Annotated in this window: 20 protein-coding genes and 1 pseudogene; 9 read left to right on the top strand and 12 right to left on the bottom strand. The window is 72.4% G+C overall.

All coding sequences use genetic code 11. The features are described 5' to 3' along the window. Positions 1–75 precede the first annotated feature (75 nt). The 3 genes from U5640_RS14775 to ppk2 form a co-directional block, all read right to left on the bottom strand. A complete protein-coding gene (locus U5640_RS14775) occupies positions 76–879 on the bottom strand; it encodes a phosphatidate cytidylyltransferase (RefSeq protein WP_340376265.1) in 804 nt (267 codons plus the stop codon). Then, a complete protein-coding gene (locus tag U5640_RS14780; RefSeq protein ID WP_340376266.1) occupies positions 876–2,621 on the bottom strand; it encodes a histidinol-phosphate transaminase in 1,746 nt (581 codons plus the stop codon). Before U5640_RS14780 ends, U5640_RS14775 begins: the two co-directional genes overlap by 4 nt. A gap of 108 nt (positions 2,622–2,729) precedes the next feature. Beyond that, entirely contained in the window at positions 2,730–3,629 is a 900-nt protein-coding gene (ppk2, locus tag U5640_RS14785; RefSeq protein ID WP_340376267.1) for a polyphosphate kinase 2, read from the bottom strand. Between the two features lie 94 nt (positions 3,630–3,723). On the opposite strand from ppk2, the gene U5640_RS14790 reads away from it, so the two are divergent. Beyond that, a complete protein-coding gene (locus tag U5640_RS14790; RefSeq protein WP_340376268.1) occupies positions 3,724–4,494 on the top strand; it encodes a VOC family protein in 771 nt (256 codons plus the stop codon). 1 nt (position 4,495) lies between these two features. On the opposite strand, the gene U5640_RS14795 is transcribed toward U5640_RS14790, so the two are convergent. Together U5640_RS14795 and U5640_RS14800 are read right to left on the bottom strand one after the other, a co-directional pair. Next, a complete protein-coding gene (locus tag U5640_RS14795; protein WP_340376269.1) occupies positions 4,496–4,834 on the bottom strand; it encodes a DUF952 domain-containing protein in 339 nt (112 codons plus the stop codon). Between the two features lie 9 nt (positions 4,835–4,843). Beyond that, positions 4,844–5,047 (bottom strand): hypothetical protein, encoded by a 204-nt coding sequence (locus U5640_RS14800; protein ID WP_340376270.1) that lies wholly within the window; start codon positions 5,045–5,047, stop codon positions 4,844–4,846. 222 nt (positions 5,048–5,269) lie between these two features. Here U5640_RS14800 and U5640_RS14805 point away from each other — a divergent pair. After that, positions 5,270–5,428: pseudogene (locus U5640_RS14805) on the top strand (TetR/AcrR family transcriptional regulator); the annotation flags it as partial. Positions 5,429–5,495: 67 nt separating this feature from the next. Here U5640_RS14805 and U5640_RS14810 read toward each other — a convergent pair. Next, complete coding sequence (locus U5640_RS14810; protein ID WP_340385110.1) at positions 5,496–6,587, bottom strand: family 2 encapsulin nanocompartment cargo protein polyprenyl transferase; 1,092 nt, start codon at positions 6,585–6,587, stop codon at positions 5,496–5,498. A 44-nt stretch (positions 6,588–6,631) separates the two neighbouring features. After that, positions 6,632–8,038 (bottom strand): family 2B encapsulin nanocompartment shell protein, encoded by a 1,407-nt coding sequence (locus U5640_RS14815; RefSeq protein WP_340376271.1) that lies wholly within the window; start codon positions 8,036–8,038, stop codon positions 6,632–6,634. A gap of 173 nt (positions 8,039–8,211) precedes the next feature. On the opposite strand from U5640_RS14815, the gene U5640_RS14820 reads away from it, so the two are divergent. After that, positions 8,212–9,096, top strand: a complete 885-nt coding sequence (locus U5640_RS14820) for a pyridoxal-phosphate dependent enzyme (RefSeq protein WP_340376272.1) — start codon at positions 8,212–8,214, stop codon at positions 9,094–9,096. A 7-nt stretch (positions 9,097–9,103) separates the two neighbouring features. Here U5640_RS14820 and U5640_RS14825 read toward each other — a convergent pair whose 3' ends face one another. Beyond that, positions 9,104–10,699 (bottom strand): Na+/H+ antiporter, encoded by a 1,596-nt coding sequence (locus U5640_RS14825; protein ID WP_340376273.1) that lies wholly within the window; start codon positions 10,697–10,699, stop codon positions 9,104–9,106. Between the two features lie 59 nt (positions 10,700–10,758). On the opposite strand from U5640_RS14825, the gene U5640_RS14830 reads away from it, so the two are divergent. From U5640_RS14830 to U5640_RS14840, 3 genes are all read left to right on the top strand, one after another. After that, complete coding sequence (locus U5640_RS14830; protein ID WP_067248037.1) at positions 10,759–11,019, top strand: UBP-type zinc finger domain-containing protein; 261 nt, start codon at positions 10,759–10,761, stop codon at positions 11,017–11,019. Between the two features lie 268 nt (positions 11,020–11,287). Beyond that, entirely contained in the window at positions 11,288–11,701 is a 414-nt protein-coding gene (locus U5640_RS14835) for an anti-sigma regulatory factor (RefSeq protein WP_004925829.1), read from the top strand. Continuing rightward, on the top strand, positions 11,698–12,819 hold the full coding sequence (locus U5640_RS14840) for an RNA polymerase sigma factor SigF (protein WP_340376274.1): 1,122 nt from the start codon (positions 11,698–11,700) through the stop codon (positions 12,817–12,819). Before U5640_RS14835 ends, U5640_RS14840 begins: the two co-directional genes overlap by 4 nt. Positions 12,820–12,822: 3 nt before the next feature. Here U5640_RS14840 and U5640_RS14845 read toward each other — a convergent pair whose 3' ends face one another. Then, entirely contained in the window at positions 12,823–13,278 is a 456-nt protein-coding gene (locus U5640_RS14845) for a hypothetical protein (RefSeq protein WP_340376275.1), read from the bottom strand. Positions 13,279–13,416: 138 nt separating this feature from the next. Here U5640_RS14845 and U5640_RS14850 point away from each other — a divergent pair, with 138 nt between their 5' ends. Together U5640_RS14850 and U5640_RS14855 are read left to right on the top strand one after the other, a co-directional pair. After that, on the top strand, positions 13,417–14,385 hold the full coding sequence (locus tag U5640_RS14850; protein WP_340376276.1) for a diacylglycerol kinase family protein: 969 nt from the start codon (positions 13,417–13,419) through the stop codon (positions 14,383–14,385). A 321-nt stretch (positions 14,386–14,706) separates the two neighbouring features. Further along, positions 14,707–14,964 carry a WhiB family transcriptional regulator gene (locus tag U5640_RS14855; RefSeq protein WP_010353616.1) on the top strand — a complete coding sequence of 86 codons (258 nt, stop codon included), beginning with the start codon at positions 14,707–14,709 and terminating at the stop codon, positions 14,962–14,964. A gap of 235 nt (positions 14,965–15,199) precedes the next feature. On the opposite strand, the gene U5640_RS14860 is transcribed toward U5640_RS14855, so the two are convergent. After that, on the bottom strand, positions 15,200–16,666 hold the full coding sequence (locus tag U5640_RS14860; protein WP_340385112.1) for a PAS domain-containing sensor histidine kinase: 1,467 nt from the start codon (positions 16,664–16,666) through the stop codon (positions 15,200–15,202). A 426-nt stretch (positions 16,667–17,092) separates the two neighbouring features. On the opposite strand from U5640_RS14860, the gene nagB reads away from it, so the two are divergent. Beyond that, positions 17,093–17,878, top strand: coding sequence for a glucosamine-6-phosphate deaminase (nagB, locus tag U5640_RS14865; protein ID WP_340376277.1), 786 nt, complete (start codon positions 17,093–17,095; stop codon positions 17,876–17,878). A gap of 91 nt (positions 17,879–17,969) precedes the next feature. Here the strand turns inward: nagB and U5640_RS14870 are convergent, their stop codons facing one another. Both U5640_RS14870 and U5640_RS14875 read right to left on the bottom strand, forming a co-directional pair. Next, positions 17,970–19,451 (bottom strand): glycoside hydrolase family 3 protein, encoded by a 1,482-nt coding sequence (locus U5640_RS14870; protein ID WP_340376278.1) that lies wholly within the window; start codon positions 19,449–19,451, stop codon positions 17,970–17,972. 7 nt (positions 19,452–19,458) lie between these two features. Next, positions 19,459–20,295 carry a carbohydrate ABC transporter permease gene (locus U5640_RS14875; protein WP_340376279.1) on the bottom strand — a complete coding sequence of 279 codons (837 nt, stop codon included), beginning with the start codon at positions 20,293–20,295 and terminating at the stop codon, positions 19,459–19,461. Position 20,296 lies beyond the last annotated feature (1 nt).

The following is a 20,296-nucleotide window of genomic DNA, read 5'->3' on the forward strand; positions in this document are numbered from 1 at the left end:
CCGGCCCGCACCCGGCCCGCAGGCCGCCGAGTACGGCGCCCACGGCGGTCCGGGTGCGGTGCTGTGCACGGGCCGTCAGCTCAGCACGAGCAGGACCGCGAGCGCCATCAGCAGCGAGTCGATCCGGTCCAGCAGCCCGCCGGAGCCGGGGAGCCAGCGGCCCGCGTCCTTCGCCTGCGCGCCCCTCTTGACCAGGGATTCGAGGAGATCGCCGAGCGGTCCGCCGGCCGCCACCGCGACCGCGGTCGGCCAGCTGAGCAGGGACAGCGCGGCGAGCGTGCCGAGGCCGGCCGCCGCTCCGGCCAGGGTGCCGCTCCACCGTTTGGCCGGTGACAGCGGCGACAGCCGGGGGCCGCCGAGCCGGCGCCCCGCGAAGTACGCCACGATGTCGGCGACCGAGACCGCCACGAACAGCGCGAGCGCGCTCGCCCCCAGCGGCACCAGCGCCGCCAGGACACCCAGCCAGGCCAGCCCGAGCAGCCCGGCGGCGAGCCGGTGCAGGCCCCGGTCCGCGTCTCCCGCCAGCAGCGGTACGGCGGTCACCGCGAGGGCCCCGACGGCGATCACCCGCGGCAGCTGTCCCGGCGCCAGCCAGGCCGCCAGCACCACCCCGATCACCGCCGCGGCCAGCACCGCCCGGTCCGGCGGACCCAGGCGCAGCAGCCCGCCGTACTCCAGCACGGCGATCACCCCGACGACGACGGCGAGGGCCGCGGCGCCGGGGCGGCCCAGCCAGAACGCCCCGGTGACCAGCGGCACCCCGACCGCCCAGGCGCACCACCGGACCATCAGGTCGCGCCGCCGGGACAGCGCGACGGCGACCCCTCCCAGCGCCAGCGCCCCGCCCAGCCAGGGCGCCAGCGCGGCCGCCGTGGTCATCGAACGGGGCCGGCGGCGAGCCGTACGGACGCCGGTCGCAGCGCGGCCCGGACGGCGGACACGATCCGCTCGTTCTCGTCCGTGTCCCGCACCGCGATCCGTACCGTGCGCCCCTCGTAGCGCGGCGACAGCGGCGACAGGTCGCGCAGGTACACGTCGCGCCGGCGGCACTCGGCCACCAGGTGCGCGGCGCTCGGTGCGTCGGGCGGGAGCGTGACGTTGAGGAAGTTCGCCACCGCCTCCTCGACCGTCAGGTCCCCGTCCAGGTCGGCCAGGTCGGCGGCCAGCCGGCGGCGCAGGACGTGGGTGCGCTCCCGGCGGTCGGCGTAGTACGCCGGGTCGCGCAGCGCGGCGACGGCGGCGAGCTGGGCCGGGAGGCCGACCGGCCACGGCGGGGTCCGGCGGCGCAGGTCCGCCGCCGTGGCCGGCTCGGCGACCAGGTAGGCGGCCCGCAGGCCGGACAACGCGTACATCTTGGACAGGGAGGTGCAGACCACCACCCTGGGGTCCATCGCCGCGAGGCCGACCAGTGACTCGGCCGGGTCGACGTACCCCAGGTACGCCTCGTCGATCCACCAGCGGGTGCGGGCCGGCGCGGCGGTGACGACCGGGCGCAGGGTGGCGGCCGGGGCGTGGCGGCCGGTGGGGTTGTTCGGGTTGACGAGGACCACGAGGTCGTAACTGCCGGAGGCGACGGCGGCGGAGAGCCGGTCCGGGTCGATGCGCCAGCCGTCCTCGCGACGCAGCGGCAGCCGGTCCACCCGGCAGCCGATCACCCGCTCGGTGACATGGGCGTACTCGCCGTAGCAGGGGTCCGTCAGCAGGACCCGGCTGTGCGGGGTCAGCCAGTGGCCGAACGCCCGGAAGATCAGATCGGAGGAGCCGGCGCCGACCGTGAGGGTGCCGGCCGGCAGCGCGCGGGCCGTGGCGATCTCCGCCAGCAGGCCCTCGGCACCGGTCGGCGGGGAGGTGCGGGCGATCCAGTCCGGGTCCTCCGCGAGCACCGCCCGCACGCCGGGGGCCGGCGGGAACCAGGCGTCCAGGACGTCGGCCATGACGATGTCATGGCGGCGGTGGAGCGTGCGGAAGTCCGTGCCGAGGGCGGTGAAGGAGGCGCCGCCGTGCTCGCAGCCGTCGGGGCGGGGGGCGAAGGGCGCGTCCACCTGCCAGTCCACGGTGGCCCGCAGCCGCTCCAGGGCGCTGCCGTACCGGTCGGTCACGAGCCTCGTCAGTTCGGTGACGCCGCCGGTGAGCACCTCGAAGGTCAGGGCGCCGCTGCGGACCGTACGGCCGACCGGGGCGAGGCCGACGGACCGGTACAGGCCGAGCAGGTCGGTCCGCCCCATCGCCACCAGCCGGCGGCCGCCGCGGGAGGCGGCCCAGCGCAGGGCGGCGTACATCAGCAGCGGCGCTGCGGCGGTGGCCCGCCAGCGCGGTTCGACGGTGAGGATGCGCACCTCGAAGGGGTCCTCGTCGAGCAGGGGCAGCTCCTCGCGGGTCAGGTACTTGTCCAGCCCGTAGCGGCCCAGCCAGGGCGGGGTCAGGCTGACGAACCCGATCCGGTGCGCCCCGCGCGCGGCGACCAGGTAGACGTTGTCGCCGTCCAGCCCGTCGCGGAGCCGCCCGGCCCGATCGGGTGCGTGCTGGCCCAGCTCCTGTGCGTAGACGCGGTGGCGCAGTTCATGGATCCAGTCCAGGTCCTCCGCCGTGGCGTAGCGCAGCTGCAACGGGTCACGGCCCATGGGCACCTCTCTCGACGTGGGAGTTCCCCATGATCGGGAAGCCGCGCCGGGCGCGTCAGGGCCTGGTGACGCAGACGGGATGAGTACAGGTACTCAGGCGCCCACGCGTCACCGGAGGTCGTCGTCCTCCCCCGCCTCCAGCAGTCCGGCGGCCGCCCCGATGATCCGCGGGTCGGGTGTGCCCACGACGTCCTCGTCCTTGTCGGAGTAGGGGAAGCGGGCCAGCACACTGCGCATGGCCTCGACCCGGGCCCGCTTCTTGTCGTTGCTCTTGACCACGGTCCAGGGCGCGAACTCGGTGTCGGTGGCGCGGAACATGGAGACCTTGGCCGAGGTGTAGTCGTCCCAGCGGTCCAGGGAGGCGAGGTCCATGGGGCTGAGCTTCCACTGCCGTACGGGGTCGATCCGGCGGATCGTGAAGCGGGTGCGCTGTTCGCCCTGCGACACCGAGAACCAGAACTTCACCAGGTCCACGCCGTCGTCCACGAGCATCCGCTCGAACATCGGCGCCTGCCGCATGAAGCGCCGGTACTCGTCGTCGGTGCAGAAACCCATCACCCGCTCGACCCCGGCCCGGTTGTACCAGGACCGGTCGAACAGCACGATCTCGCCCGCGGTCGGGAGCTGCTCGACGTACCGCTGGAAGTACCACTGCCCGCGCTCGCGTTCGGTGGGCTTCTCCAGGGCGACGACGCGGGCGCCGCGCGGGTTGAGGTGTTCGGTGAACCGCTTGATGGTGCCGCCCTTGCCGGCCGCGTCGCGGCCCTCGAAGACGATGACGAGCCGCCGTCCCGTCTCCTTGATCCAGCTCTGCAGCTTCAGCAGTTCGATCTGCTGGAGCCGCTTGTGCCAGTCGTACTCCCTGCGCTCCATCCGGGCCGCGTACGGGTAGTTCTCCCGCCAGGTGTCGACGGGGCTCCCGTCGGGCCGGACGAGTACGGGGTCGTCGTGGTCGCTGTAGTCGACCCGCAGATCGGCGAGCTCGGGCAACAGGGGTGGCGTGTTCATGGCGTCCCGTCGGTCAGGGGTCCCTCCGCCCAGGGAAACAAGCCCAGGCCAATCCCGGGCGAACCTCAGGCAAAGCCCCCTCTACGATCGCCCCATGAGCTCCCGCACCCCCGTCCCGGTCCGCTGGACGTACGCCTTCGTCGACCGGCCCGCCGAACGGTTCCGTACGGCGTGCGCGTTCTGGACCGCCGTCACGGGCACCACGCTGTCCCGACCGCGCGGTGAGCGGGAGGAGTTCGGCACCCTGCTGCCGGGCGGCGGCGCCGACGCCTGTGTGAAGGTCCAGGCCGTCGCGGACGGGGACGGCGGCGCGCATCTCGACTTCGCGGTGGAGGACGTGCCCGGGTTCGTCCGTGCGGCGGCGGAGCTGGGGGCGCGGACGGTCGCCGCGCACGACGGGTGGGCCGTGCTGCGCTCCCCGGCCGGGCAGTTGTTCTGCGCGGTGCCCTGGCAGGGGGAGTCGGTGCGGCCGCCCGTCGTCGGGGGCAGCCGGCTGGACCAGGTGAGCGTCGACGTCCCGCCGTCCGCGTACGGCGCCGAAGTCGCGTTCTGGAGCGCGCTGCTGCCCGACTGGTCGGCCCGGCCGGGGTCGCTGCCGGAGTTCCACGTGGTCGCTCCCCCACCCGGACTGCCGGTGCGCATCCTGCTCCAGCGGCTGGGCGAGGAGCGCCCGGCCTCCGCCCATCTGGACCTGGCCTGCGGCGCGGGCATCGACACCGTGCGCGCCCGGCACGAGCGGCTCGGCGCGACGCTCGTCGCCCCGGCCGGGCACTGGACGGTGATGCGCGACCCGGCGGGCGCCCTGTACTGCCTGACGGGCCGGGACCCGGGGACGGGCGGACTGCCGGCTCCGGCGTCCGGCTGAGTCAGCGGGTCCAGGGCTCCACGTCCACCACGGCGTCCACCGGGATCGGCCCGTACACGTGCGGGAACTCCTCGCCGCCGGGTTCCGGTGCCTCGTACTTCAGGGGGACGTCCAGCCGGGCCGGGTCCACCACCAGGACCACCAGGTTGTCCGGGCCGTCGTAGGAGCCGTAGAGGAAGGCGGCGACCTTGGGGAGCTGGGCGCGGGTGGAGCAGTGGACGAACCCCTCCTGCGCGAGGGTGCGGCCCCGGGTGGACCAGGTGTAGGCGCCCTGCGCGCGGGCCGCCGTCCAGAGCGCGCGTTCGGTGATGTGGAGGATGTGCGGAAGGGGTCCGGTCATGGGGTCACGCTAACCGGTCGGCTCGGGGCGGGCCTCCGGCTCCTCCTCGTGGGTCACCGCCGGGGCGCCCTCCTCGACGTACGCCTCGCACCCGGTGTTGTGGCACGGGCCCGGCACCCAGCGCGGGACCCAGGTGCCCAGGGTCTTGTGGCGCCGGACGACGGACTGTACGGGCTGCCCGCAGAGGGGACAGACACGCTGTTCTCTGTCCATGCCCTCAGCGTAGGGCGGGTGCGCCCTCAGCGCTCCCTCGTGTACGTCCGGACGACGACACCGTTGCCGAAGGTGCGCAGACCCGACAGGGCCCGAGCCGCCGCACAGGTGGACGCCGAGCCCGCCGTCCTGCGCCCAGGCCCTCCTTCAGGGCGAGGTCGAGATCGACGCCCGGCCGCACGTCCGGCCGGCGCCCGACCCCGGGGTGCTGCGGGACCTGGGTTCCACCGGGAGGCGGGGCTGCCGGGCGGTGACGAGACGGTGGCCGTGCCGTATCTCGCGATGCTCGGTCCGATCCTGGAGCACCTGACCCTGCCCGGGGTCCTCGACGGCGCGCTGCCGGGGCTGGTGGAGCGGATCGTCGCGACGGTGCCGCCACGGGGGCCTGACCGGCGAGAAAACACCGACGGGCCCCGCACGCCGTGGGGAGGTGCGGGACCCGCCGGGGTCAGGTGCTGCGCCGGGTCACGAACTCGGCCAGGGACAACAGCCCGCCCGCCGACTCCGGGTCCGGGATCGCCCGGGCCAGTTCGTCCATCGCCCGGGACATCCGGTCGGCCGCCTGGTCCTGCGCCCAGGCCCGGCCCCCGGCCCGCTCCACCGCCAGCGCCGTGCGGACGAGGTCGTCCGGATCCTCCGGCACGGGCGGCCGGGCGTACAGCTCGGCCAGTTCGCCGGCGGCCGGGGTGCCGGAGGCCAGGGCGGCGACCACCGGCAGGGACTTCTTGCGGGCGGCGAGGTCGGCGCCCGCGGGCTTCCCGGTGTGCCCGGGGTCGCCCCATATACCGATGACGTCGTCGATGAGCTGGAAGGCCAGCCCGGCCTCACGGCCGAACGCGTCCAGCGCGTCGACGTCCTCCGGCGCCGCACCCGCGTACAAGGCACCCACCGCGCAGGCGCATCCGATCAGCGCCCCCGTCTTGGCCTCGGCCATGACGAGCACCTCGTCGAGGGTGACGTCGGCGGGCGACCGCTTCTCCAGGGCCGTGTCGGTCCCCTGGCCCTCGCAGAGCTCCACCACGCAGGCCGCGAGCCGGGCGGCCGCCGCCGCGGCCGCCGGGTGCGGGTCCCCCGCGAGCAGGCCGAGGGCCTGTGCCTGGAGGGCGTCCCCGGCGAGGATCGCGGCGGCGTCGCCGAACACGGTCCAGGCGGTGGCGCGGTGCCGGCGGGTGGCGTCCCGGTCCATCACGTCGTCGTGCAACAGCGTGAAGTTGTGGACCAGTTCGACCGCGGCGGCGGCCCCGACGGCCGCCGCCCGGGCCGCAGGACCGCCGAGCGCGGTGGCCGCCGCGAGGACCAGCGCGGGCCGGATCGCCTTGCCCGCGTTCCCCGCGGCCGGGGTGCCGTCGGCCTGCTCCCAGCCGAAGTGGTAGCGGGCGACCCGGCGCATCTGGCGGGGTAACGAGTCGACGGCGGCCCGCAGTTCGGGGTCGACCGCCGCCCTGGCACGCTCCAGGATCGCGGTCGCCTCCTGCCCGTCGGAGGCCGCCGGGCCGGTCCCCTCCTCGACGCCGTCCCGGCTCTCCCCCTGGCTCCCGATGGACCTCCGCCTTTCCCGCGTCCCGTACGGCCTGGTGGCGGAGGTCACCGCCAGCGGCCGATCTCGACGTTCTCCAGGACGCCCAGCGCGTCCGGCACCAGCACCGCCGCCGAGTAGTACGCCGTCACCAGGTAGTTGATGATCGACTGCTCGTTGATGCCCATGAACCGCACGGACAGGCTGGGCTCGATCTCGTCCGGGATCCCGGACTGGCGCAGGCCGATGACGCCCTGGTCCTGCTCGCCCAGACGCATCGCGATGATCGAGCTGGTCCGGGCCTCGGTGACCGGGATCTTGTTGCAGGGGTAGATCGGCACCCCGCGCCAGGTGGGAATCCGGTTGCCGCCCATGTCGATCGTCTCCGGCACCAGCCCGCGCTTGTTGAGCTCGCGGCCGATCGCGGAGATCGCGCGCGGGTGGGCGAGCAGCATCTTGGTGCCGCGGCGCCTGCTGAGCAGCTCGTCCAGGTCGTCCGGGCTCGGCACGCCGTCGTGCGGCTGGAGCCGCTGGTCGTACTCGCAGTTGTGCAGGAGACCGAACTCCCGGTTGTTGACCAGCTCGTGCTCCTGGCGCTCCTTGATCGCCTCGACGGTGAGCCGCAACTGCTGCTCGGTCTGGTTCATGGGCTGGTTGTAGAGGTCGGCCACCCGCGTGTGGATGCGCAGGACGGTCTGGGCGATGCTCAGTTCGTACTCGCGCGGGCGGGCGTCGTAGTCCACGAACGTGTGCGGGAGGTCCGGCTCACCGGCGTGCCCCGCGGCCAGGTCGACGGCCTTCTCGCCGTACTTGTTGGTGCGCTGCTCGGGAATGGCCCGCAGCCGGCGCAGGTGCGCGCGCAGCGAGTCGGAGCGCTCCGCGATCTGTTCGACGTCCTGGCGGGCCAGGATCAGCACCGTGCACGCGGTGTCGGCGCGGGCGGTGTACTCCCAGATCGCGTCGGCGTCGAGCAGCGCCTGGTCGCCGAAGTAGGCGCCGTCGGCGAGGACGCCGAGCACCTGGTCGTCGCCGTAGGGGCCGGTGCCGACCTTCTCGACGCGGCCGTGCGCCAGCAGGTAGACCTCGTCGGACTGGTTGCCGAAGGAGGCGATGACCTCGCCGGGGCCGAACTCCCGCTGCCGGCAGCGCTGGGCCAGCTCCGACAGCACCTCGTCGTCCTCGTAGTCGCGCAGCGCCGGCAGTTCACCCAGCTCGGCCGGGATGACCTCGACGCGGTCGCCGGTCTTGACGAACGTGATGCGGCCGTCCCCGACCGCGTACGTCAGCCGCCTGTTGACCCGGTACGTGCCGCCCTGTACGTCCACCCAGGGCAGGGTCCGCAGCAGCCAGCGGGAGCTGATCTCCTGCATCTGGGGTGCGGACTTGGTCGTGGTGGCCAGGTTCCGCGCGGCCGCGGTGCCGAGACTCTGCTGCGGCTTGCCCGCGTCCGTGCGGACCTCTTCGCCTACCGACATGGAGAAATGCCCTCCCGAATCCCGCACGGGCGCCGAACTGCGCCGGTGCACTGGTACGCCGACAAGCCTTCCATCACGGTGTGTGGTCGTGGTATTACACGAAAGAGCGGGAATGGATCATCTCGGAGCTGGGCAGAGGGACGTTTCGGCGAACGGTGTTCGACAATGTGCGGATGACCGATCTGCGCCCCCGCCTGCCCTCCCCGCTCCAGGAGGCGGCCGACGACCGGTTCGCCCGGCACGGGGTGCGGCTGCTGCTGAAGCGGGACGACCTGATCCATCCGGAGCTGATCGGCAACAAGTGGCGCAAGCTCGTGCCCAATCTGACGGCGGCGGCCGGGCGGACGGTGCTCACCTTCGGCGGCGCCTGGTCGAACCATCTGCGTGCCACCGCCGCGGCCGGGCGACTCCTCGGGCTGCCCACGGTGGGCGTGGTGCGCGGCGACGAGCTGGCGGGCCGGCCGCTGAACCCCTCCCTGGCCCGGTGCGCCGCCGACGGGATGCGACTGCACTTCGTGGACCGGGCGACGTATCGCCTCAAGGGCGAGCCGGACGTCGTCGCGCGCGTGCTGCGCGCCTCGGGCGCCCCGGACGCGTACGTGGTCCCCGAGGGCGGCAGCAACGCCCCGGCCGTACGCGGCTGCCGGGTGCTGGGCGAGGAGCTGCGCGGGCGGGCCGACGTGGTCGCGGTGGCCTGCGGGACCGGCGGCACGCTCGCGGGGCTCGCCGCCGGGCTCGGCCCCGGGCAGCGGGCCCTGGGCGTTCCGGTTCTCAAGGGGGGTTTCCTCGACGACGAGATACAGGCCTTGCAGGAGGCGGCGTTCGGTGGCCGGCGGGGCCAGTGGCGGCTCGACGAGCGCTTCCACTTCGGCGGGTACGCACGGATCACCCCGGGGCTGGAGGCCTTCGCGGAGGACTTCGAGCGGCGGCACGGCCTCCCGGTGGAACGTCTCTATGTCGCCAAGTTGCTCTACGGCCTTGTGGCCCTGGCCGAGGAGGGTGCCTTTCCGCGCGGGACGACGGTGGCGGCGGTCGTCACCGGGCGCCCCTTCCCGTAGGGGAGGCTCAGCCCGCCTCGCGGTAGGCCGCCGCCTCCTCCAGGTCCAGCCTGCGCAGCAGGGTGCGGAGCATCTCGTCGTCGATGTAGCGGGCGTCCCGCAGCCGGACGAACACCGCGCGCTCGGCGCTGATCATCTCGCGGGAGAGCCTGCGGTAGGTGTCGTCGACGGTCTCGCCGGTGACCGGGTTGACCTGGCCGAGGCGCTCCCAGACGGCGTTGCGGCGGCGTTCCAGGACGTCGCGGAGCCGGTCGGCGAGGGGTGGGGGCAGGGTGTTGCGCTCGTCGGCCAGCAGCGCGTCGAGGCGCTCCTCGGCGACCCGGGAGGCCTGCGCCTGGGCGTTGGCCTCGGCGAGGGTGGCGGCCTGCGCGTCGGGGGCGGGGAACTTCAGCACGCGGATCAGCGGGGGCAGGGTGAGGCCCTGCACGACCAGGGTGCCGATGACGGTGGTGAACGTCAGGAAGAGGATCAGGTTGCGGTGCGGGAAGGGCTCGCCGTGCTCGACGGTCAGCGGGATGGAGAAGGCGATCGCGAGCGAGACCACGCCCCGCATGCCGGCCCAGCCGATGACGAAGGGCCCGCGCCAGGTGGGGTTGTCCTCCCGCGCGCGGATGCGGGCCGAGAGGGCCCGCGGCAGGAAGGTCGCCGGGTAGACCCACAGGAAGCGGGCCGCGACGACCACCAGGAAGAGGGCGGCGGCGTACCAGGCGGCGTCCAGGCCCTCGTACGAACCGAGGCCCCGGAGGACCACCGGCAGCTGGAGGCCGATCAGGGCGAAGACCGCCGACTCCAGGATGAAGGCGACCATCTTCCACACGGCCTCCTCCTGGAGGCGGGTGGCGAAGTCGACCTCCCACGCGCGGTGGCCGAGGTAGAGGGCGACGACGACCACGGCGAGGACGCCGGAGGCGTGGAACTGTTCGGCGGAGGCGTAGGCGACGAACGGGATGAGCAGGGAGAGCGTGTTCTGCAGCAGGGGTTCCTTCAGGTGGGTGCGCAGCCAGTGCAGGGGGGCCATGAGGATCAGCCCCGCGGCGACCCCGCCGACCGCCGCGACCAGGAACTCCTCGATGCCGCCCGCCCAGGAGGCGCCCTCGCCGACCACGACGGCGAGGGCCACCTTGTAGGCGGTGATGGCGGTGGCGTCGTTCAGCAGGGACTCGCCCTGGAGGATCGTGGTGATCCTCGACGGCAGCCCGACCCGGCGGGCCACCGCCGTGGCCGCGACGGCGTCCGGCGGCGCCACCACCGCGCCCAGCACCAGCGCGGCGGTCAGCGGCAGCCCGGGGACGAGCAGATAGGCGGCCCATCCGACGGCGACCGTCGCGAACAGCACGTATCCGACCGAGAGCAGGGCCACCGGCCGGAGCTGGGCGCGGAGGTCGAGGTAGGAGCTGTCGGTGGCCGAGGTGTACAGCAACGGGGGCAGCAGCAGCGGCAGGACGACGTCCGGGTCCAGGGTGTAGTCCGGGACTCCGGGCACGTACGACACCACCAGTCCGACGGCGACCAGCAGCAGCGGCGCCGGCACCGGGGTGCGCCGGGCCGCGGCCGCGATCGCCGCGCTGCCCGCCACCAGCAGAAGCAGTGGCATCACGTCCATGTCTCGCCCGCCTCGTTTTTCCGCGCGGTCCTCCGCGCGACCGTCGTAATGTGGCAATCATGAAACAGTGCACGCACGCCGAAGCGCTGCCCGACCCGGAACCCGTCCCGCTCGGTGAGACGTGTCCGGAGTGCCTGCGGGACGGCACCCACCCGGTGCAGTTGCGGCTGTGCCTGACGTGCGGCCACGTCGGCTGCTGCGACTCCTCGCCCAGCCGGCACGCCACCGGGCATCACGACGAGACCGGGCATCCCGTGATGCGGACCTTCGAGCCCGGGGAGAACTGGCGCTGGTGCTTCGTCGATCATGTCCTCGTATGAGCGTCGGAGAGACGGCCCCGGCGTCCGGCGGGTACGGTTCGACCGTCTGACGCCTGGGTACGTCAACCCGGCGCGCCCTCTTCCCTTTTGGGCCCGCAGACCCCTAGACACGGAGCGTGTTCACAGCTTTACTGTGAGTGACGCCAGGGGGTTGGGGTCCGGGGACAGGACACGTGAGGGCGCGATAGCGTCACCGCTGCACCACCCACGCGTTACGCCGGGGGGCGACCCTCGGCCCCGAAAAGCTTGTACCACCTTGGAGGTGAGGGTGTCCCAGATCGCAGGCGAGCCCGCGACCCAGGACTTCGTGGAAGTCCGGCTGCCGGCTGCGGGTGCCTACCTGTCGGTGCTGCGGACGGCCACGGCCGGCCTCGCGGCCCGTTTGGACTTCACCCTGGACGAGATCGAGGACCTGCGCATCGCGGTGGACGAGGCCTGCGCGATCCTGCTCCAGCAGGCCGTGCCGGGCTCGGTGCTCAGCTGTGTGTTCCGGCTCGTCGACGACTCGCTCGAGGTCACCGTCTCGGCACCGACCACCGACGGCCACGCCCCCTCGCGGGACACCTTCGCCTGGACCGTGCTGTCCGCCCTGGCGGGGAAGGTCTCCTCCGCGGTCGACGAGGACAAAACCGTTTCGATCAGCCTCTACAAACAGCGCGGCGCGGGACCCGGGCCGGCGTGAGGAACGGGGACGGGCCGGTGCGGGACGAGGAGCGCGGCACACGGGAGCTGCCGGCCGAGAACGATTCAGTCTCTCCGGGCGGTTCCCGACGCATGACCGCAGACGGTATCGACGGCATTCCCGAGCAGGCCAGGCCGCATCCGGAGGACGACACCGGACGCGGGGACCTGGACGCCGCGCAGGGCCCGCCCCTCAAGGGGCGGATCGGGGGCTCCCCCGGCCGGGCTGAGAACAGGGCTCGACAGAGGGCGACGGGCGGGACGATGAGCGAGCACGAGCGAGACGACGAACAGGGCGTGCCGGGCACGCAGCACGAACCCCGTGCCCAGCACGCACCCCGGAACCAGCACGAGCCGAGGGACCAGGGCGACCGCAGCGGGGCACGGGCGATGTTCGTCGAGCTGCGCGGACTGCAGGACGGCAGCCCGGAGTACGCGGAGCTGCGCAACAAGCTGGTCCGGATGCACCTGCCGCTCGTGGAGCACCTGGCGCGGCGCTTCCGCAACCGGGGCGAGCCGCTCGACGACCTCACCCAGGTCGCCACCATCGGCCTGATCAAGTCGGTCGACCGTTTCGACCCGGACCGCGGCGTGGAGTTCTCGACCTACGCCACCCCGACGGTCGTCGGCGAGATCAAGCGGCACTTCCGCGACAAGGGCTGGGCGGTCCGCGTCCCGCGCCGGCTCCAGGAGCTGCGGCTCTCGCTCACCACGGCGACGGCGGAGCTGTCGCAGCAGCACGGCCGCTCCCCCACGGTCCATGAGCTGGCGGAGAAGCTGGCCATCTCGGAGGAGGAGGTCCTGGAGGGTCTGGAGTCCGCGAACGCGTACTCCACGCTGTCGCTGGACGTCCCCGACACCGACGACGAGTCCCCGGCGGTCGCCGACACCCTCGGCGCGGAGGACGAGGCACTGGAGGGCGTCGAGTACCGGGAGTCGCTCAAGCCGCTGCTGGAGGACCTCCCGCCGCGGGAGAAGCGGATCCTTCTCCTGCGCTTCTTCGGCAACATGACCCAGTCGCAGATCGCGCAGGAGGTCGGCATCTCGCAGATGCACGTCTCCCGGCTGCTGGCGCGCACGCTGGCGCAGCTGCGGGAGAAGCTGCTGGTGGAGGAGTGAGGGCTACTCGCCCCGTGCCCTGCCGGGCCCCCGGATCCCGAGGGCCCGGGTGGTCTCCGGGTTGACGAGCAGGACCAGCGCCGCCACGGCGACGACCGCGAGGGCGATGCCCGCCGGGATCGCCATGCTGTCGGCCCGGAGCAGGTTGTAGGCCACCGGCAGCGCCATGATCTGCGTGATGACGGCGGGCCCCCGGCTCCAGCCGCGCCGGCCGAGCAGCCCGCGTGCGGCGAGCAGCGGCAGCAGCGCGAGGACCATCAGGGTCAGCCCCCCGGTGACGGCCTGCCCCCAGTCGTCCGGGTCGCCGGTGATGCCGAGGACCAGGATCCACACCCCGCCGACGAGGAGCGCAAGCCCTTCCAGACCGGCCAGCGCGGCAGCGTACGTCAGCCGGCGCGGGCGCGGTCCGGTGGTGTCCGGGGCGGTCTCTGGGGCGAGGGGAGTCTGCTCACTGCTCACCCCTGAAGGGTAGCCCGGCCCTCTCCCGCGCCCGGAGGTCCCGTGCCCCAGGCCCGTGTCGAGGCTCACGTCCGATCTCTTACCGCTTCCCTACCTCGGCCTGTGCCCCGGTACCACCCAGTAGGTACGCTGCACCCCATGCGTGCACTCCTCGTGGTCAATCCGGCAGCAACCACCACCAGTGCACGGACGCGTGACGTCCTCCTCCACGCGCTCGCCAGCGAGATGAAGCTGGAGGCGGTCACCACCGAGTACCGCGGACATGCGCGCGACCTGGGCCGACAGGCGGCGGAGAGCGGGAACACCGATCTGGTGGTGGCGCTCGGCGGCGACGGCACGGTCAACGAGGTGGTCAACGGGCTGCTGCACCACGGCCCCGACCCGGACCGGCTGCCCGGCCTCGCGGTGGTCCCCGGCGGTTCCACCAATGTCTTCGCCCGCGCCCTGGGCCTGCCCAACGATCCGGTGGAGGCGACCGGCGCACTGCTGGACGCCCTGCGCGAGAAGCGGGAGCGCACGGTCGGCCTGGGGCTCGCCGCGGGCACGCCGGGCACGGAGGACGAGGCGGTGCCCTCGCGCTGGTTCACCTTCAACGCCGGGCTCGGTTTCGACGCGGGGGTCGTCGGCCGGGTCGAGCAGCAGCGGGAGCGGGGCCGGAGGTCGACGCACGCCCTCTATCTGATGCAGGCCGTGCGGCAGCTCCTGGGTGAGCCGGACCGCCGGCGCGGATCGATCACGCTGGAGACGCCGGGCGCCGACCCGGTGACCGATTTGGTGCTGTCCATAGTCTGCAACACGGCTCCGTGGACCTATCTGGGCAATCGCCCGGTGTACGCGTCGCCTAAGGCCTCGTTCGATACCGGGCTCGACGTACTGGGTCTCAGCCGTCTGTCCACCGCCGCGGTTGCCCGGTATGGCACCCAGTTGCTCACTTCGTCCCCCGAGCGGGGCCCGCAGGGGAAGCATGCCCACTCATTCCATGATCTGGACCGCTTCACCTTGCATTCCAAGGTGCCTCTGCCCCTGCAGATGGACGGCGACCACCTGGGGCTGCGCACGAGCGTGACGTTCACAGGCGTACGCCGTGCACTGCGTGTGATTGTGTGAGCAGAAAGGGCTGAAGTCCTTTCACTCGAACGTTTAGGCCAGGATCCACCCCATGGAAGTACGGCTGTGATGTAGTCGACACCGAGGAATCAAAAAAAACTTTCCAGAAGGGGTTGTATCCGCCGCTGAGGTTTGCGAGTCTCTACGTGGCGATCGGGACGGCCCGCAACACCGGCCTCCACTGATCACCAGAACCCCTCTTCAACTCACAGGACCACGTCGGTACCTACCGGCGGGTTGGCCCTTCACTTGTTGAGGGATTCGTGAAAGCGTTCACATTCACAAGCAACTTGCACGTAATACCAAGGAGAGGTAGCAGCCATGGACTGGCGTCACAACGCCGTTTGCCGCGAGGAAGACCCCGAGCTCTTCTTCCCCATCGGCAACACCGGTCCTGCGCTGCTGCAGATCGAGGAAGCCAAGGCCGTCTGCCGTCGCTGCCCCGTCATGGATCAGTGTCTGCAGTGGGCGCTCGAGTCCGGCCAGGACTCCGGCGTCTGGGGTGGTCTCAGCGAGGACGAGCGCCGTGCCATGAAGCGTCGCGCCGCCCGCAACCGGGCCCGTCAGGCCACCGCCTGACAACACCCGCCCCGCAAGCCTGAGCTTGGCGGCGCGTACAGCGTGTACGCATCTCCCGCCCCCGAGCCGCAGCGCGCAGTACCCCCGATGCGCAGCTAATCGCTGGCAACGAGCATTCGAGCCCCGGACCCCTGAACGGTCCGGGGCTTCGTGCTGTGCCCCACCGCCCTTACCCGCGGCTTACCTGGGCCCGCCACGGCTGGGCTCGTCACGGCTTACTCGGGCTTACTCGGGCTTACTTCTGCGCCCGTACCGGAAGGTCCAGGATCACCTGGGTGCCGCGGTCCGGGGCCGGGACCATGTCGAACGTCCCGCCCAACTCGCCCTCCACCAGCGTGCGTACGATCTGCAGGCCGAGGTTGCCGGAGGTGTGCGGGTCGAAACCCTCGGGCAGGCCCACGCCGTCGTCCTGGACGGTGACGAGGAGGCGGGCCTCCTTCGCCGTGCCGCCACGGACCGCCGAGACCTCGACCGTGCCGGTGTCGCCCTCGCGGAACCCGTGCTCCAGCGCGTTCTGCAGGATCTCGGTGAGGACCATGGACAGCGGGGTGGCCACCTCCGCGTCCAGGATGCCGAAGCGGCCGGTGCGCCGTCCCGCCACCTTGCCCGGGGAGATCTCCGCGACCATCGCCAGCACCCGGTCGGCGATCTCGTCGAACTCCACGCGCTCGTCCAGATTCTGGGACAGCGTCTCATGCACGATCGCGATCGAGCCGACCCGCCGCACGGCCTCCTCCAGCGCCTCCCGGCCGCGCTCCGACTCGATCCGGCGGGCCTGGAGCCGCAGCAGTGCGGCGACCGTCTGCAGGTTGTTCTTCACCCGGTGGTGGATCTCCCGGATGGTGGCATCCTTGGTGATCAACTCGCGTTCACGACGGCGCAGTTCGGTGACGTCCCGGAGCAGCACGAGCGAACCGATGCGGGTGCCCTTGGGCTTGAGCGGGATCGTGCGGAACTGGATGACCCCGTCGTTGGCCTCGATCTCGAACTCGCGGGGCGCCCAGCCGCTGGCGACCTTGGCCAGGGCCTCGTCCACCGGGCCCCGGGTGGGGGCGAGTTCGGCGGTGGTCTGCCCGAGGTGGTGGCCGAGCAGGTCGGAGGCGAGACCCATGCGGTGGTAGGCGGAGAGCGCGTTCGGGGAGGCGTACTGGACGATGCCGTCGCCGTCGACGCGGATCAGGCCGTCGCCGACACGGGGGGCGGCGTCCATGTCCATCTGCTGGCCGGCGAAGGGGAAGGAGCCGGCCGCGATCATCTGGGCCAGGTCGGAGGCGGACTGGAGGTAGGTCAGCTCCAGCCGGCTCGGGGTGCGCACGGTGAGCAGATTGGTGTTGCGGGCGATGACGCCGAGGACGCGTCCCTCGCGCCGTACGGGGATGGACTCGACCCGAACGGGGACCTCTTCACGCCATTCCGGGTCGCCCTCGCGCACGATCCGGCCCTCGTCCAGGGCGGCGTCCAGCAGGGGGCGACGGCCGCGCGGGACGAGGTGGCCGACCATGTCGTCCTGGTAGGAGGTGGGCCCGGTGTTGGGGCGCATCTGGGCCACGGAGACATAGCGGGTGCCGTCGCTGGTGGGCACCCACAGCACCAGGTCGGCGAAGGAGAGGTCGGAGAGCAGCTGCCACTCCGAGACCAGCAGGTGGAGCCACTCGAGGTCGGAGTCGTCGAGGGCGGTGTGCTGGCGTACGAGTTCGTTCATGGAGGGCACGTGTGCGAGCGTACCCGCGGGTCTGTCCCTGGCCTAAAAACGCCGATTCCGGAGAGTACCGGCCCGCGAGAACACCCGCGGGCCGCGGCGCCTGGGAGGGACCCTCAGCCCTCCCGGCACCGCAGCCCGGAGCAATATCGACCACGGGGTGTGCGGTCCCGTCGGCCGAAGGTGAGGAGCCGGGGCAGTCAGGGCAGAGAGCACCGGTCCCTCGGTCCGCCCTCCTGTGCGGGGAGAACGGAAGTCGGTTTCATTGTGGACTAGACCACTAGGTGTGTCCATGCCCCACCGTTCACAACGCAGCCTAGCCTGTGCGAGTTCCTCCACGGACTGAGATGCGGGGAGCAATTTCACCCGCCTCTGATAAATTGACCCCTGGATTGGTCTAAACCACTCAGCTCAGAACGGCAGGTCAGCGTGGAAGTTGTCATCGTTCCGGATGCCAGGTCGGGTGGCGAACTGATCGCCGAGGCCATGGCCGAGCTGCTGCGGCACAAGCCCGACGCCCTGCTGGGCGTGGCCACCGGCTCCACCCCGCTGCCCGTCTACCAGGCGCTGGCGGCCAAGGTACGGGCCGGGGAGGCGGACATCTCCCGGGCCCGGATCGCCCAGCTCGACGAGTACGTGGGGCTGCCCGCCGACCACCCCGAGTCCTACCGCTCGGTGCTGCGGCGCGAGGTGCTGGAGCCGCTGGGCATCGGCATGGAGGCGTTCCTCGGGCCCGACGGCACGGCCGAGGACATACGGGCCGCCTCCCAGGCGTACGACGCGGCGCTCGCCGCCGCCGGCGGGGTGGACCTCCAGTTGCTGGGGATCGGGACCGACGGGCACATCGGGTTCAACGAGCCGTGTTCCTCGCTTGCCTCGCGGACCCGGATCAAGACACTGACCGAGCAGACCCGGGTGGACAACGCGCGCTTCTTCGACGGGGACATCGCGCAGGTGCCGCACCATGTGATCACCCAGGGGATCGGGACGATCCTGGAGGCCCGGCATCTGGTGCTGCTGGCGACCGGGGAGAACAAGGCGGACGCGGTGGCGGCGACGGTGGAGGGGCCGCTTGCCGCGGTGTGCCCGGCCTCGGCGCTGCAGTTGCATCCGCATGCGACGGTTGTGGTGGACGAGGGGGCGGCGTCCAAGCTGAAGCTTGCGGACTACTTTCGGCACACGTTCGCCAACAAGCCGGAGTGGCAGGGGATTTAGGGTGCGGGTGGTGGGGGGCTGGTCGCGCAGTTCCCCGCGCCCCTGAGGGGGGGCAGGGGCTTCGCCCACTGCCCCCCTCGTCATCTCCGGCTTACGCGCCCGCGATCGCCTCCGCCGCCGCTCTGCCGCAGACCCGTGCCGCGCCGTGGGTCGCCAGGTGCGCCAGGCCCCGGGGCGGGGACTGCGGGACGCCCATTTCCACCACGATCGTGTCGGGGCGGGCCGTCAGGAGGGTGTCCAGGGCCGTCGACATCCAGGGGTGGCGGTGCTCGTCGCGGACCACGGCCACGATGCGCCGCTCCCCCGCCGCGGCCAGGATCGCCGGGGCGGTGTTCTCACCGGTGAAGCTGCCCGCGCGCGTGCCGGGGAGCAGCCGGTCCAGCTCGGGCGCCACTCCCCAGGGGGTCTCGCTGCCCACCGCGATGTTGGCGACCGGCGTGAGGGCGGCGACGTACGGAGGGGCGGTGAGCGGGGTGAAGCCGTCCGCGCCGGTGATGCGGAGGGCGCGGCGGGCGGCCGTCAGACCGATGTCCGGCTCGGGGGCGCCGGTCCCGCCGGGGGCCGTGGCCGTCCAGCGGGCCAGGGACCGTACCCGCCCGGCCGCGTCGGCCAGGCGTTCCTCCGGGAGTTCTCCCGTGCGTACGGCGGTGACCAGGGCGTCGCGCAGACGCCGCACCGTCGCGTCGTCCTGGAGGCCGCCGCCCACGCAGATCGCGTCGGCGCCGGCGGCGATCGCGAGGACGCTGCCGCGCTCGATGCCGTAGGTCGCGGCCACCGCCTGCATCTCCATGCCGTCGGTGACGATCAGGCCCTGGTAGCCGAGTTCGCCGCGGAGCAGGTCGGTGAGGATCGGACGGGACAACGTTGCCGGGCGCACCGGATCCAGGGCGGGGACCAGGATGTGGGCGCTCATGACCGCCTTGGTGCCGGCGCCGGTGGCCGCCAGGAAGGGGATCAGTTCGCGTGCGGTGAGGGCCTCGGCCGGGATGTCGATGCGCGGGAGCGCGTGGTGGGAGTCGACGGCGGTGTCGCCGTGGCCCGGGAAGTGCTTGGTGCAGGCCGCCACGCCCGCGGACTGCAGGCCGGTGACGTAGGCGGCGGTGTGCCGGGCGACCAGGGCGGGGTCGGCGCCGAAGGAACGCACCCCGATGACCGGGTTCGCCGGATTGGAGTTGACGTCGGCGGACGGGGCCCAGTTGAGGTTGACGCCGCACTCCGCGAGCCGGCGGCCCAGTTCGTGGGCCACCCCGCGGGTCAGGTCGACGTCGTCCACCGCGCCCAGCGCGTAGTTGCCGGGGAAGGAGGAACCGGTGCGCACCTCCAGGCGGGTGACGTCCCCGCCCTCCTCGTCGACGGCGACCAGGACGTCGTCGCGTTCCGCGCGCAACTGGGCCGTGAGGGCCGCGAGTTGCTCCGGGGAGGCGATGTTGCGGCCGAACAGGCCGACCGAGGCCAGGCCCTCGCCGAGGCGGCGCAGCAGCCAGTCGGGGGCGGTGGTGCCGGGGAATCCCGGCTGCAGGACGGTGAGCGCGTCACGGGTGAGGGTGTCCGTGCCGCGGGCGAGTGTGGTCATCGGGGCGTCATCCCTTCACGGCGCCCGCGGTCAGGCCCGCGGCCATCTTGCGCTGGACGAGGAGGAAGAGGGCGACGATGGGGACGGCCATCAGGGTGGCGCCGGCCATCATCGGGGCGTACTCGGTGCCGTGCTTGGTGGTGAAGTTGCCGAGCCAGACCGTCGCGGTCTGGTTCTTCTGGCTGAGCAGCATCAGGGCGTAGAGGTACTCGTTCCAGGCCTGGATGAAGCCGTAGACCGAGGTGGCGACCATGCCGGGGGCGAGGAGGGGGAAGACCACCCTGACGAAGGCGCCGGTGCGGGAGCAGCCGTCGACCATCGCGGCCTCCTCCAGCTCCTTGGGGATGTTGACGATGAAGCCGCGCAGGGTCCACACCGTGAACGGGAGGATGAAGGTCAGATACGTGATGATCAGACCGGACAGCTTGTCGTACTGGTCCAGGTCGTTCAGCAGCAGGAAGACCGGGATGATCATGGCGACCAGCGGGACCATCTGGACCGCGAGGATGCCGACGATCACGACCTTCCGGCCGCGGAAGGCGAACCGGGAGATGGCGAGCGCGGCCAGCATGCCCACGACGATGCCGATCGCGACGACCGCGATGGAGACGGTCAGGCTGCGCCCGACGGGGCCCCAGAAGTCCGCGATGTGCAGCGCGCGGCGGAAGTTGTCGAGGGTGAAGCCGGTCGGCAGCAGGCTCGGGTCCGGGTCGATCGCGTCCTTGGCGGGCTTGATCGCCGTGTTGAGCATCCAGTAGACGGGGAAGCCGGCGGCGGCGAAGACGAGGAGCCCGAGGAGGTTCCAGCCGAGCCGCGTCCGTCCGCGGGCGGAAGCCGTACTCATG

This window comes from Streptomyces sp. SS7, assembly GCF_037993025.1.
Lineage (GTDB): Bacteria > Actinomycetota > Actinomycetes > Streptomycetales > Streptomycetaceae > Streptomyces.

Coding starts and splice junctions, on each gene's coding strand:
- U5640_RS14820 (WP_340376272.1), top strand. CDS start 8,212: ATGACCGATCTGCGCCCCCGCCTGCCCTCCCCGCTCCAGGAGGCGGCC.
- U5640_RS14830 (WP_067248037.1), top strand. CDS start 10,759: ATGAAACAGTGCACGCACGCCGAAGCGCTGCCCGACCCGGAACCCGTC.
- U5640_RS14825 (WP_340376273.1), bottom strand. CDS start 10,699: ATGGACGTGATGCCACTGCTTCTGCTGGTGGCGGGCAGCGCGGCGATC.
- U5640_RS14795 (WP_340376269.1), bottom strand. CDS start 4,834: ATGACCGGACCCCTTCCGCACATCCTCCACATCACCGAACGCGCGCTC.
- U5640_RS14790 (WP_340376268.1), top strand. CDS start 3,724: ATGAGCTCCCGCACCCCCGTCCCGGTCCGCTGGACGTACGCCTTCGTC.
- U5640_RS14870 (WP_340376278.1), bottom strand. CDS start 19,451: ATGACCACACTCGCCCGCGGCACGGACACCCTCACCCGTGACGCGCTC.
- U5640_RS14775 (WP_340376265.1), bottom strand. CDS start 879: ATGACCACGGCGGCCGCGCTGGCGCCCTGGCTGGGCGGGGCGCTGGCG.
- U5640_RS14850 (WP_340376276.1), top strand. CDS start 13,417: ATGCGTGCACTCCTCGTGGTCAATCCGGCAGCAACCACCACCAGTGCA.
- U5640_RS14800 (WP_340376270.1), bottom strand. CDS start 5,047: ATGGACAGAGAACAGCGTGTCTGTCCCCTCTGCGGGCAGCCCGTACAG.
- U5640_RS14855 (WP_010353616.1), top strand. CDS start 14,707: ATGGACTGGCGTCACAACGCCGTTTGCCGCGAGGAAGACCCCGAGCTC.
- U5640_RS14860 (WP_340385112.1), bottom strand. CDS start 16,666: ATGAACGAACTCGTACGCCAGCACACCGCCCTCGACGACTCCGACCTC.
- U5640_RS14875 (WP_340376279.1), bottom strand. CDS start 20,295: ATGAGTACGGCTTCCGCCCGCGGACGGACGCGGCTCGGCTGGAACCTC.
- U5640_RS14780 (WP_340376266.1), bottom strand. CDS start 2,621: ATGGGCCGTGACCCGTTGCAGCTGCGCTACGCCACGGCGGAGGACCTG.
- ppk2 (WP_340376267.1), bottom strand. CDS start 3,629: ATGAACACGCCACCCCTGTTGCCCGAGCTCGCCGATCTGCGGGTCGAC.
- U5640_RS14815 (WP_340376271.1), bottom strand. CDS start 8,038: ATGTCGGTAGGCGAAGAGGTCCGCACGGACGCGGGCAAGCCGCAGCAG.